Here is a 13,767-nt window from a genome sequence, read left to right on the forward strand (position 1 = left end):
TAGAAAGGAGAAAATATGGTAAATAAGATTAATGAATTATGTGAAAAGTATTATGACAAAATAGTTGAAATAAGACATCAGTTGCATATGTATCCTGAAGTTGGTTATGAGGAACTTAATACCTCAAAGTTAGTATACAATGAACTTAAAAATTTGAAATTAGAAGTAAAAAACAATGTTGCTAAAACAGGAGTCATTGCATTATTAAAGGGAAAGTATCCTGGAAAAACCATACTTCTTAGAGCTGACATGGATGCTCTTAGAGTAAACGAAGAAACCAATTTAGAATTTAAATCTAAAATTCCAGGTGTAATGCACGCTTGTGGTCATGATGGTCATACAGCTTCACTACTAGGTGCTGCTATGATATTAAGCGAACTAAGAGATGATTTACATGGAAATATTAAGTTTATGTTCCAGCCAGATGAAGAAATTGAAGGCGGAGCAAAACCAATGATTGATGAAGGTTTATTAGAAGATCCTCATGTTGATGCTGCCTTTGGTGGACATTTGTGGGGAGAAGTAAAAGAGGGAATGATAGGCATTAAACACGGCCCTATGATGGCATCTCCAGATATATTCAATATAAAAATTATAGGCAAAGGTGGTCACGGTGGTGTACCACAAAACTCCATTGATCCTATCCCAATTTTATCTCAAGTAATAAATACACTCCAAACTATTGTAAGCAGAAAGAATAATCCTCTTAATCCATTGGTCTTATCTTGTTGTCATGTTAAAGCTGGAAATACCGATTGTCATAACGCAATTCCTACAGAAGCAATTCTTGGCGGTACTGTTAGAACCTTCGATGAAAAAACTAGAACCTGGACAGAAAAAACTATAAAAGACATATTAAATGGAATTACTACTAGCCAAGGTGCAACTTACGAATACGAGTATATAAAACAATTTCCACCATTGATAAATGATTACCCTATGACAGATTTAGTTATGTCATCTCTAAAAAAAGTTGTTGGTGAAGAAAATGTTTTTGAACTAAATGAGCCATCTATGGGTGGTGAAGACTTTGCATATTTAGCAAAAGAAGTTCCTGCTTCATTCGTATTTGTTGGTATAGCAGAGGATGAAAATCATCCCGTAATTCATCATAACTCAAAATTCCAATGGGATGATAGAAATATGAAAGTTCTTTGTAAGGCTTTATGTCAAGTTTCAATTGACTATTTAAATAGTTAAATTAAAAAGGGGGGATTATCTTGGGTAAGGCAAAAGTAAAGGTAGAAAAAAAAGAAGGATTGCTAATGCGATTCTTAAATGTGGTTGAAAGGGTTGGTAATAAATTACCAGATCCAGTTACTATTTTTGTAATACTTTGGTTTGTTGTTATGATATTATCTTATTTTGTTGCAAAATCAGGCGTTACTGCTATACACCCTGGACAAATTGATGAAGCAACTGGCAAAAATTTAGTGGTTAAAGGTGTAAATTTATTAAGCAAAGAACAGTTGCAATTATTTTTAACAAATATAGTTACAAACTTTACAAGTTTTGCTCCTTTAGGATTAGTACTTGTCACTATGCTTGGAGCAGGTTTGGCTGAGAAATCGGGATATATGGAAACTGTAATGAAAAGTACCGTTACTAAGGTTCCAAAAAAATTACTTACTGGAACTATCATATTTGTTGGTATAATGGCCAATGCTGTTGCAGACGCAGGTTTTGTTGTTCTTCCACCATTAGCTGCACTTGTATTCTTAGGTGTAGGCAGACATCCTCTTGTAGGTTTATTTTCTGGATATGCAGGGGTTGCTGCAGGATTTTCTGCTAATTTAATCGTTAGTATGCTTGATGTTCTTGTCGCAGGTTTTACTATTCCAGCAGCTCAAATAATTGATCCAAATTATACTGGTACTCCTGCAATGAACTGGTATTTTCTAATAGTCTCAACACTTATACTTGTAGTTCTTGGTACATTTGTTACAGAAAAATACTTAGCTCCTCGTTTTGAAGGCACTGATTATATAGCAACAGATAGTGACGTAGATTCAGAAATTACGTCATTAGAAAGAAAAGCTATGAAGTACGCTTCTATAGGATTATTAATTTGTGTAATTATACTAGTTGCCCTATGTATAGGACCTAATGCCTTTATGAAAGATGCGAAAACAAATTCTCTTCTTTCAGCATCTTCACCTCTTATGGCTGGTATGGTCCCAATCATTACTATAATTTTCTTTGTACCTGGGCTTACTTATGGTATTATAACTAAAAAGATAAAAAATGACAAAGATTTAGCAGCAATTCTATATGAATCTATGGCAGGTATGGGCTCTTATATAGTATTAGCTTTTGCAGCTGGTCAATTCCTAGCTTTATTTAATTCATCTAATATGAGCTCCCTTTTATCAATTAAAGGGGCTATGTGGCTAAAAGGTATCGGTCTTACAGGTCCAGGACTTTTAGTAGCCTTTGTAGTATTTGCCGCTTTCATAAATCTATTTGTTGGTAGTTGCTCTGCAAAATGGGCTGTAATGGCACCAATATTTGTTCCAATGTTTTTAATGCTTGGATATGATCCTGCACTAACTCAAATGGCTTATCGTATTGGTGACTCTATAACAAATCCTATAAGCCCAATATTTACTTACTTCCCTGTCATATTAGCTTTTGCTAAAAAATATGACAAGGATATAGGAATTGGTACGGTAATGGCAAGTATGACACCATATTCATTACTATTTGGTTTGGCATGGATAATTTTATTAGTTATATTTATGATATTTAATTTACCACTTGGTCCTGGTGGAGGAATCTACTACCATATGTAAATATTACTCCAATCATAAATATAATTAATCTGAACGTATAAAGCTCATATAATATGGCCTTTTATAATGCAACTAAAGAACTATATCCTAATCGGTATAGTTCTTAAAATTCCTACAAAAACGGGGGTAATAAAATGACAATGAATAAATTGGCTAAAGTAAATAAAGACTATGTTATAAATTTAAGAAGGGAATTTCATAAAAATCCTGAAGCTAGTTTTAAAGAATTTAATACTTCAAAAAGAATAAAAGAAGAATTAGATAAGATGGGTATAGAATATGTTTCATGTGCATCTACTGGTGTAGTAGCTACTATAGATGGGAACCATACCGGGAAAACAGTGGCTCTTAGAGCTGATATAGATGCTTTATCTGTGCAGGAATTAAATGATATTGAATATAAATCTCTTGTTCCAGGTATGATGCATGCCTGTGGTCATGATGGTCACATTTCTATGCTTCTTGGTGCTGCAAAAACATTGCATGATTTAAAAGATGAATTACATGGTACTATAAAACTATTTTTCCAGCCTGCAGAAGAAATAGGTGAAGGTGCTAAAGCCATGATAAAAGATGGTGCTATGGATAATGTTGATTCAGTTTTTGGCATCCATTTATGGTCAAACATTGACGTTGGTAAAATATCTGTAGAATCCGGACCTAGAATGGCTAGTGCTGATTGGTTTAGTATAAATATTACAGGAAAAGGCGGACACGGTTCTGCACCTCACGAATGTATTGATGCATTAGTTGTTGCGTCTTCTATAGTAATGAATTTACAAAATATAGTAAGTAGACAAGTTGACCCTCTTCATCCTCTAGTTCTTAGTATTGGTATGCTTAATTCAGGTAGCAGATTTAATGTAATTGCTGAAAACTCATATATGGAAGGTACTACAAGATGTTTTAATTTAGACCTTAGAAAAAGACTTCCTAATATGATGGAAAATATAATTAACAATATAGCTAACGGCTACAAAGCTAAAGCTTCTTTAAATTATAATTTCCTTTTACCTCCAACAATTAACGATGCAAACTCCTCTGCTATTGCACAAATTGCTGCAGAGAAAATAGTAGGTAAAGATAAAGTAATAAAATTTGAAAAAGTAACAGGTAGTGAAGATTTCTCTTTCTATCTTGAGAAAGCTCCTGGTGCTTTAGCTTTTGTTGGATGTAGAAATGAAGAAAAATCTGCTTGTTACTCCCATCATAGTGGTAGCTTTAATATTGATGAAGACGCATTAGAAATAGGTACAAAGTTATATGTTAATTATGCTATTGATTATTTAAATTCAAATATATAACTACAATGTTAATATAAAAATAGCTATGTTAATTAATTTAACATAGCTATTTCTTTTATGGTAACATATTTGCAAATATGATTGGATTAGATGTAGGTTTTGCACTTGAAGGGTCAAAAGTAGTTACTCTAGTATGACCTTCTCCTACCCATGGTTGACTTGTTGCTTCTATCATTATACCATCACCAACATATACCGATACGTGACCTATTGAGTATTCAGTTCCATTAAATGTAAATTTATCCTCAGCAGGGCCTGTTGGACCATTATCCCAATATATTAAATCTCCTGGTTTTAAATTATAAGCTGTCATATTTTCATTATAACCTTTTTTAAGCACATATTCTGCTTGCTCACTTGCTTTTTTATAAAGCATTTTACCAGTATTTTGACTATATTTTACCAGCTCATCATTTCCAGCAGCAAGATATACTGTTGCAGCAAACCTATTACACATTGTTTGTCCATCATTTGAACCATATGTAGTTCCTATTAATTTAAATCCTTCAATAAGTCCTTTTGCTCTTTTATTGTCCTCGTATCCTTTTGCAGGCTTAACATCATTCACTAGCCCATTTTCATCAGCTGTAAATAATAAATATCCAATTTGAACTGTATCGTTTTTCATCATTTTATAATCATTAGGATTTAAATAATAAGTTTTTTCCCATATAGAATGAAGACCTGTTAAAGCATAAAAATACTTTGGATGGAAGTAATATGTATCTGAACCTACTTTTGTAATTCCATTTTGGGCTTTTCCATCTTCAGTAGAAAAATAATATAATTTACTTCCCACAGTTCTAAGACCTTTGTGTATTCCTCCACCTTTTAAAAAGTAATATCTTACACCGTCTTCAACAGTAATCATACCGGTTTTACTATTCCCCTCTTCATCTAAATAAAGATAAGGTTCACCATCTTTATATATAATTCCTTTTGTTTTTTCATCGTCTAATAGAATACCTGTTTTCTCATCAAAATTATAATACTTTCCATCAATTATTTGTAGTCCAAATACCATTTGTTTAAAAGATTTATCAAAGTAGTACTTGTTATTGTCAATAGTTATAAATCCGCTTAAAGCTATCTTAGTTTCAGGAGCAAAATAATATTTATTTCCATCTACTTCTACTAATCCACTTAAAGCTTTTCCATTACTTGGTGAAAAATAATATCTTTCCCTTGATATAATTCTTAAACCAGTAAGTGATTTATATGTAGATTTTGAGAAATAATATTTGTTTCCACTTATTACCCTCAACCCACTTAGAGCTGATTTTGTATTCTTAGAAAAATAGTATCTATCTCCATCTACTTCCATTAATCCACTTAGGGCTTCTTTTGAACTTTGCGAAAAATAATACTTTTCTCCTGATATTACTCTTAACCCACTTAAAGCTTTATAAGTGGCTGTTGAAAAATAATATTTATTTCCACTTATTACTCTTAATCCACTTAAAGCTTTTCCAGTTGATTTTGAAAAGTAGTATTTACCTCCACCAACTTCTCTTAATCCACTTAATCCTTTACCAGTACTTGTAGAAAAGTAATATTTATACCCGTTTATAGTTTGTAATCCAGTTTGCATTTTTCCTGTACTGGAAAAATAATATCTGTAACCATCTATAGTCTGTAGACCTGTAAGTTTTTTACCTGTTTTCGGACTATAATAGTATGTGTATCCACCATTTTTTACAAATTCCTTATTTTGTGAATATGCTACATTGACATTTTTAACAGTTTCACTTTTTGAATTAAAGTCTGATGGATTTAATACTATTATTGATGCGAATGCTACTAAAATAATAAATTTAATTGACTCTTTTGTAAAACTACTTGGCACTTTCTCATCTCCTCTCCTTAAATTTATTATAAGTTAAAATAAATCGTAATAGAAGTATAATTTGTAATTTTTTCCCTAAAAACCAATAAATAGTATACTTTTATTAAAATAACGATAATTTTTATCATAAATTTCTAATTAATTTAGAATTAAAAATATAAAAAGATGAACTTATATAAGTTCACCTTTTTATATTTTTAATATATATTTAGTAAATTTTACCTGGATTTAAAATATTTTTAGGATCAAAAGCAGTTTTTATTCCTTTTAATATATTTACGTAGTTTTTATCTTTTGATTCACAGAAATATGGACTCTTGGCATATCCGATTCCATGTTCTCCTGAAACTTCTCCATTTAATTCTCTAGCTTTTCTAAACATTAATTCAAAAGCATGATCAAGTCTCTTTCTCCATTCTTCTTCTGGTAAATCATCTTTATGAGGATAAACGTGTAAGTTACCATCTCCTGCATGGCCAAAGCTTTTTATTTTAAGACCCACTTCTTTTTGTATATCATGAGTATATCTTATAAACTCTGCCACTTTATCTCTTGGTACAACAACGTCACATTCATCTATTACACTATTTGCTTTAAAAGCCTCTAAGAATGCTCCCCTTGCAGACCATATGCTTTCATTTCTCTCATCTGTATCTGAAATTAATACGTCATATGCTCCACACTCTAAGCAAAGTTTTGCTACATTTTCATATTCTTTTTCTATTTCTTCAGTAGAGTTTCCATCAAATTTTAATAACAAGTATGCATTTGAAGAATTATCTGGAAATTTCTTTCCTAAGAATTCTTCTGCACCTACAATAGCTTCTCTTTCCATAAATTCTACTGCTGTTGGTATAGATTTTGATTTTATTATTTTAGGCACAGTATCTATTGCTGACTCTAAATCAGGGAAAGGAATTAGTAAACTAATAGCTTTTTTAGGTAGTGGGAGTAATTTTAAAATAGCTTTAGTTACAATTCCTAATGTCCCTTCTGAACCTACTATTAAATCTTTTATTGCATAACCAGAGGAATTTTTAACAACTTTTCCACCTACATTAATTATTTCTCCATTTGGAAGAACAATTTCTAACCCTCTTACATAATCTCTTGTTACGCCATATTTTACTGCTCTCATACCACCAGCGTTAGTATTTATATTCCCTCCAATGGCAGCACTTTTTTCTCCTGGATCTGGTGGATAAAATAAATCATGTTCTTCCACATACCCACTTATAGTCATAAGTAATACCCCTGGCTCTACAGTTAAAGTTAGGTTTTCTTCATCAAGTTCTAATATTTTATCCATCTTACACATGTTCATCATTATTCCACCATGAAGGGCAACAGATGCTCCAGAAAGCCCTGTACCTTGCCCTCTAGGTGTCACAGGTATATTATTTTCATAAGCATATTTCATTATTTTAGAAACTTGCTCAGTACTTTTTACATAAACCATTACCTCTGGATATTTTAATTCCCCTGCCAACTCATCATGAGCAAAATCTTCACTTATTTCATCGCCAACAATAATATTTTCTTCGCTACAAATACTTTTTAAAAATTCTATATCATTTTCATCTAATTTTTTGTACATAATATTCCCCCTCCTACTATTTTAAGATAGTGCAAACTCAGCTTGTGAATTATTCTCTTTTTTAATGTTTTCAATCTTTTCAATTAGCATTGGTATTATTTCATAAATATCACCTATTAATGCCAAGTGAGCCACGTCAAATATAGGAGCATTTTCGTCTTGATTAATAGCAATTATATAATCAGAACCTTTCATTCCTGCAACAAATTGAACTGCTCCAGATACACCGCAAGTTATTATGAGTTTTGGTTTTACAGTTCTACCACTAAGTCCAATTTGCTTTTTAGGATCTATCCATCCTGATTCAATAGTAGGTCTAGTACCTGCCAATTGACCTCCTAAAAGATCTGCTAATTTCTTAGCTATTTTTATATCTTCAGCTTTTTTAAATGCTCTACTTACAACAACTACAACTTCTGCATCTTCAATTCCAACAACCTTATTTTTTACTTTTGTTTCTAGTACTTTTATATTCGATTTTAAATTATCTTTTTTTATATCACAAATCGTAATCTTTCCGCTAGGATTTTCAACTTTCTCAGGAGCTGAGAATATTTTATATCTTACAGTAGCAAATTGTGGTCTGTGATTTGGAGTGTTTATATGCGCCATTATATTTCCACCAAAAGCAGGTCTTATTTGATCCAAATCTGTATTTTCCTGAATATCTAAAATAGTACAATCAGCAGTAAGACCTGTTCTAAATCTTGCTGCAAGTCTTGGTGCTAAAGATCTACCTATAGTTGTTCCACCAAATAACATTATTGTAGGTTTTATTTTTGATATATAGCTTTCCACAGCTGCAGCATATGGTTCTATTCTAAATTTATCTAATTCTTCACTGTCATATACAAATACTTCATCAACACCATAAGAAAGTAGTGGTACACATTTGTCTTTTATGTTATTTCCCACAAATATACAGTAAACTGGGTGATTTATTTTTCCTGCCAATTCTCTTGCCTTTCCTATTAATTCATAGGTTACTGGATGAATTTCTCCCTCTGAGTGTTCCACATATACGGTTACACCCTTCCACTCATCTTTGTTTATAGCTACTATCTTATCTTCTTCAAATTCAAAAGCACCTTCTGGTCCTTTTTTTACACACATTTTACACATTTTACAAGCTGCATTTATTTCGACTTTTCCATCAACTTCTTCCAATGCACCAAATGGACATAGCTCTAAAATTTCTTTTATATTATTAATTTTATCAGAATTCACAATTATTTTAGCCATTTTAATTTTTCCCTTCTATAATATTTTTAAGTCTACTATTTTATTAAATAAAGCCTCTGTGAGCTCTTCACCATCTCCTTTTAATACGTTTTTATCTGTATTTGGAGTAGGTGGGAATATCCTTTTTACTTGAGTAGGCGAACCATTTAACCCATAATGATTTTCATCTTTATCTTCAAAATCATTTAAAGTAAACATTGGTATTTCTCTATTTTTAGTAGCCATTTTTAATTTAAAAGAAGGTAATCTTGGTTGGAATATATCTTTTTCCACAGTTATTAAACATGGATAAGTTATTTCACACACGTCCATAGAGGTTGGTAAATCTATTTCTACAACTATATGATTTTCTTTTACTTCTATTATTTTAGTTACATTTGTCACATGAGGTATATTTAAAAATTCAGCAATTTCTGAACCTACCTGAGCTGTATCTCCATCTGTAGTTTGTTTTCCACATATAATTAGATCTGGATTGGATATCTTTTTAATACCTTGAGACAAGGTATAAGAAGTTGCAAGTACATCAGCTCCACCAAATTTTCTATCACTTATTATTGCTCCTTCATCAACTCCCATAGAAAAACTTTCTTTTATTACTGTCTTTGCTTGAGGTGGTCCCATGGTTATTGCTTTTATAGTTGCATTATTTTCTTTTTTAATTCTTAATGCAGTTTCTAAGGCAAATAAATCGTAAGGGTTCATCTTTGAATCTACTCCATCTCTTTTTAAAACGCCAGTTACTGGATCAACTTCAACCATAGTTGTTCCAGGAACTTGTTTAACACATACTAAAATTTCCATTCTTCTTCCTCCTTAACTATTTAACAATTACAGATACGCCATCTGGAATGACAACTACCTTAGCATCTTCACCTTTTATTTCATAAGCCAAATTTAGAGCTTCTTCAAAATTATAAGCATGTTTCATATGCATACTTGTAATCATTTTTGGGTCACATTCATCAGTAACCATTATTACAGTGAATTTATCTAAAATTCTTGCTAATATTTGAAATTCCCATTGATCAGGAACTGTATCTTCTTTTTTAACATTTCTAACATTTTTTAATATTTCTTTTGGTGATGATGCATTTGCCACATTATCATAGAAAGACTTTCCTCCATGACCATCATTACAAGCTGCCACCATTATTATTACTCCACCTTCTTTGCAAGTAGCTTCAGCTGCTGTCATCCCTTTTACTGATTGATAAATATTTTGATCTAGAGGATATCCTCCATTTGTACTTACAACTATGTCAGCTGGAATTTTATCTATTTTTGATAATTTAGTCACAAATTCACACCCTTGCTTATGTGCTTTATCTACATCTCCTGCAAAAGATGCTATAACCTTTTTATCCTTATCAATTGCCACATTAACTATAAAAGCTAATTTTGCAGTTTTTGCAGCATATACCATATCTTCATGAATAGGATTATTATTCAAAGTTCCAGTTCTTGAATTTTCACTATCTATAAACTCACTACAGTGGTTGTACATTATAGTTTTTGCAGATGCTATACCAGGAAGGATGCTTTTTCTTCCACCTGAAAATCCTGCAAAAAAATGTGGTTCTATAAATCCTTCTGCCACAAGTAATTCTGCCTTGGCAGCTAATTTATTTATATAAAAATCTCCACCAGAGGGAAGTACCCCCATTTTTATCATGTCTTCATCATTTGTAGACTTATGCATCACAATTTCTTCTTTTTCAACTATTTCTTCACCTAATTTGAAAATTAATTCTTCTTTTGTGCTAGGTCTATGAAATCCTGTAGCAACTAATATTTTAATTTTTGCATTTGGATTTCCTCTTCTAATTCTTTCTAAAATTTGTGGCATTATTACACGACTTGGTACTGGTCTAGTATGATCACTTGTTATAATAACAATATTTTCTTTACCTTTTGCTAATTCTTCTAATCTTGATGTGCCAATTGGATTGTCTAAAGAACTCTTTACAATTTCGCTCTCACTTTTTGTGACGATAAAATCATGTGATTTAGAAACTAAAATAGCTTCTAAGTTTTTATCTTCTATTTCTAGATTCATACCTTGTTTTGAATAAGGTACTTTTATAATTGTCATAATACTTTCCCCCTTAAAATTAAAGCCCAAGTATAGGTAAAAACCTACCAAAATATACTATTAAACCAAGTATGATTACATATCCTAAACAATACTTAACTGTGGAACTAAAAATCTTTCCTTCTTGACCAATTAATCCTGTTGCAGAAGTGGCAATTGCTATACTTTGTGGTGAAATCATTTTCCCAGCTGTAGCACCAGCCGTATTTGCTGCAGCAATCCAATAAGGATCTATTGATAAAGATTTAGCTGCTTCCACTTGTAGCCCTCCAAACAAAATATTTGCTGAGGTATCACTACCAGTAACAAATGTTCCTATAGCTCCAAGAAGCGGTGAAATTAACGGATAAAAACTTCCTGTTATTGCACAAAGTCCAAATGATATTGAACTAGTCATACCACTATGTGACATAATCTTTGATATGGCAACTATAGACATTATAGTAATAAATGATGTTTTTAATTGTATTACTGTATTTTTAAATACTTTTGTCATATATGATAATTTTATTTTTTGAATAAATCCTGCAATCACTGTTGCAATTATAATCATCATACCAGGTGTATTTATCCAAGAAAAACCTGTTGTAGAAGTAGAATCCCCGCTGTATATATGAAAATTACTACTAAATTGTCCTACAAATGAATTTAAACTAGGTACTAAAGGACTTGTTATTAAAATTAATGTACAAAGAAGAATATAAGGCAGCCAAGCTAAAATTCCTTCTTTAGCTGATACTTTCTTTGCTACTACTTCAGTATCATCATCTGTAGCTAAATCTTCTGATTTTTCTTCATTCTTATTCATAAATTTTGCCATAATAATTGTACATATCATGGAGCAAATGCTCCCTATAAGTGCTGGCAATTCAGCGCCCAAATATTTTGCTATAAAAATTTGAGGAATGGCAAAGGATGCCCCAGAGACTAAGGTAATAAAAAAAACACCTTTTACTGCTTTTATACTTCTCTCTGTTAAAATAACTAATAAAAATGGAATTAGCATTATAAAACCTGCAAGTTGTAGTGATGTGATATAACTTAGTTGAACAACATCCAGATTGGTAACTGTTGCTAGTGTTGTAACTGGTATTCCTATTGCACCAAATGCAGTAGGAACAGTATTAGATATTAAACATATAACTGCTGCAAAAATAGGATTAAAGCCAATAGATGCTAGGATACTTGCTGGTATGGCAACAGCTGTCCCATATCCAGCTACAGCTTCAAGAAATCCTCCAAATCCCCAAGCTAAAATTAAAACTTGAATTCTGTTATCAGTAGTTATACTAGACAGCATAGTTTTCATAACATCCATTGTTTTAGTTTCACAAGCAAGATTATAGGTAAATAAGGCTGCAACTATTACCAAAAGTATTGGCCAAAGTGCAATGACTACCCCCTCTATTGAGGCTGTTACTCCATCAATAATAGGCATTTCCCAAAATATTATTGCAATTAGTAAACTTAGAAACGCAGTAAACAAACATGTCTTATATGCTGGCAGTTTTAGTACACCTAAAGATACTATTAGCCAAACTATAGGAACTAAAGCAATAAGAAACAAAGCATATTCATTCATCATTATATTCCCCCTTGTTTATACTGGTCATTCCAAAGGTGGTCAGTGGTATTACCACTTTTATATTTAAAGTTTATTCTAATTTTTTTCAAAAAACAATAATAGTCTGAAATTTAACAATATTTTTTATATTTTCATAATTTATTTTAAGACATTATTTGTCAAAATTTTCTTCAACATACTTCATATGGGCTTCCATGGCTTTTAAAGCTTCTTTTTCATCTTTTTTTATTATTCCATTGCAAATTGCATGGTGCTGACTTAATAAAAATTTATCAGCCATATCATTTTGGATAATTTCAGATCTGGCATCTTCAATAAATCTTTCAAATAACATGGATGCTGTATTAAATAAACTTTCTATTAAACAGTTTTTGCTCATAGATGCTACTTTATTATGAAACCTTTTGTCTAACTCAACTAAAATTTCATTTCTATTTGAACCTGTACTTTCTTCTTCCATTTCTTCTATTATACTAATCAATTCTCTACAATCCATAACAGTTGCTCTAATAGCTGCAAGTCTAGCGTTTTCTACTTCTAAAACTTTTCTAAGTTCAAAAATATCTTTATACTTACCATTATTTAATTTAAACATCATAGACAAAGGTTGTAGTAACGATTTATCAGTATTCGAGCAAATAAAATTTCCTTCTCCATGAACACTTTCTACTACTCCCATACTTTCTAATACCCTTAATGCTTCTCTTATAGATGTCCTGCTTATATTCATAAGCTCTGATAATTCTCTTTCTGATGGTAGTCTATCCCCTTTTTTTAATTCACCCTCAATTATATTTTTTTGTATTTGTTCAATTACTTCCTCGTAAACCTTTTTGTTTGATATACTATTAAACATAAAATTCCCCCCATTGTATGCTATTTCGTCATAATTAAATTATATATTATTTTTTATAAAAATGAAAATAGGTAAGAATAAAAAAATGTCATTTTATTTAGAATATTGTTGTATTATTTCTGTATAAAATATTAATTTAGTAAGATAGATTAAAAGTATTTTGTATACTTGCATTAATAATGTAGCTTTTTACATTATTATCCATTATTATGAGTAATAATGAATTAAATATTTTTATAGTTAAATAAAGGGGGATAAATTATGAAAAAGTATATTTGTGATATTTGTGATTATGTTTATGATCCAGAAATAGGTGATCCTGATCATGGCATAAACCCAGGAACTTCATTTGAGGATTTGCCAGATAATTGGGAATGCCCTTTATGTGGTGTTGGTAAAGACGAGTTTTCTGAAACTGAATAATTAAAATTATAATAAAAAGAGTATATC

At 31.2% G+C, this 13,767-nt stretch carries 11 protein-coding genes; 4 read left to right on the forward strand and 7 right to left on the reverse strand.

The window, feature by feature from the left end; genetic code table 11:
• Positions 1–15: 15 nt before the first annotated feature.
• The 3 genes from TEGL_RS12270 to TEGL_RS12280 all read left to right on the forward strand — a co-directional run bounded on the left by TEGL_RS12270 (position 16) and on the right by TEGL_RS12280 (position 4,096).
• On the forward strand, positions 16–1,200 hold the full coding sequence (locus tag TEGL_RS12270) for a M20 metallopeptidase family protein (RefSeq protein ID WP_018592660.1): 1,185 nt from the start codon (positions 16–18) through the stop codon (positions 1,198–1,200).
• 20 nt (positions 1,201–1,220) lie between these two features.
• A complete protein-coding gene (locus TEGL_RS12275) occupies positions 1,221–2,792 on the forward strand; it encodes an AbgT family transporter (protein ID WP_018592659.1) in 1,572 nt (523 codons plus the stop codon).
• A 134-nt stretch (positions 2,793–2,926) separates the two neighbouring features.
• The gene (locus tag TEGL_RS12280) at positions 2,927–4,096 is read left to right on the forward strand and encodes a M20 family metallopeptidase (RefSeq protein ID WP_018592658.1); all 1,170 of its coding nucleotides are present in this window, start codon (positions 2,927–2,929) and stop codon (positions 4,094–4,096) included.
• Between the two features lie 55 nt (positions 4,097–4,151).
• On the opposite strand, the gene TEGL_RS12285 is transcribed toward TEGL_RS12280, so the two are convergent.
• From TEGL_RS12285 to TEGL_RS12315, 7 genes are all read right to left on the reverse strand, one after another.
• Positions 4,152–5,942, reverse strand: a complete 1,791-nt coding sequence (locus tag TEGL_RS12285) for a hypothetical protein (protein ID WP_018592657.1) — start codon at positions 5,940–5,942, stop codon at positions 4,152–4,154.
• A gap of 208 nt (positions 5,943–6,150) precedes the next feature.
• Positions 6,151–7,539 carry an FAD-binding oxidoreductase gene (locus TEGL_RS12290; protein ID WP_018592656.1) on the reverse strand — a complete coding sequence of 463 codons (1,389 nt, stop codon included), beginning with the start codon at positions 7,537–7,539 and terminating at the stop codon, positions 6,151–6,153.
• A gap of 21 nt (positions 7,540–7,560) precedes the next feature.
• Positions 7,561–8,781, reverse strand: a complete 1,221-nt coding sequence (locus TEGL_RS12295; RefSeq protein ID WP_018592655.1) for an electron transfer flavoprotein subunit alpha — start codon at positions 8,779–8,781, stop codon at positions 7,561–7,563.
• Positions 8,782–8,796: 15 nt separating this feature from the next.
• Entirely contained in the window at positions 8,797–9,585 is a 789-nt protein-coding gene (locus TEGL_RS12300; RefSeq protein WP_018592654.1) for an electron transfer flavoprotein subunit beta/FixA family protein, read from the reverse strand.
• Between the two features lie 16 nt (positions 9,586–9,601).
• On the reverse strand, positions 9,602–10,876 hold the full coding sequence (larA, locus tag TEGL_RS12305) for a nickel-dependent lactate racemase (protein WP_018592653.1): 1,275 nt from the start codon (positions 10,874–10,876) through the stop codon (positions 9,602–9,604).
• Positions 10,877–10,895: 19 nt separating this feature from the next.
• Entirely contained in the window at positions 10,896–12,461 is a 1,566-nt protein-coding gene (locus TEGL_RS12310) for an L-lactate permease (protein ID WP_018592652.1), read from the reverse strand.
• Between the two features lie 151 nt (positions 12,462–12,612).
• Positions 12,613–13,317 (reverse strand): FadR/GntR family transcriptional regulator, encoded by a 705-nt coding sequence (locus TEGL_RS12315; protein WP_018592651.1) that lies wholly within the window; start codon positions 13,315–13,317, stop codon positions 12,613–12,615.
• A 261-nt stretch (positions 13,318–13,578) separates the two neighbouring features.
• On the opposite strand from TEGL_RS12315, the gene rd reads away from it, so the two are divergent.
• Complete coding sequence (rd, locus tag TEGL_RS12320; protein WP_018592650.1) at positions 13,579–13,740, forward strand: rubredoxin; 162 nt, start codon at positions 13,579–13,581, stop codon at positions 13,738–13,740.
• The last annotated feature ends 27 nt before the right edge of the window (positions 13,741–13,767 follow it).

Origin of the sequence: Terrisporobacter glycolicus ATCC 14880 = DSM 1288 (assembly GCF_036812735.1) — a bacterium.
In the GTDB taxonomy this organism is placed as follows: Bacteria; Bacillota; Clostridia; order Peptostreptococcales; family Peptostreptococcaceae; genus Terrisporobacter; species Terrisporobacter glycolicus.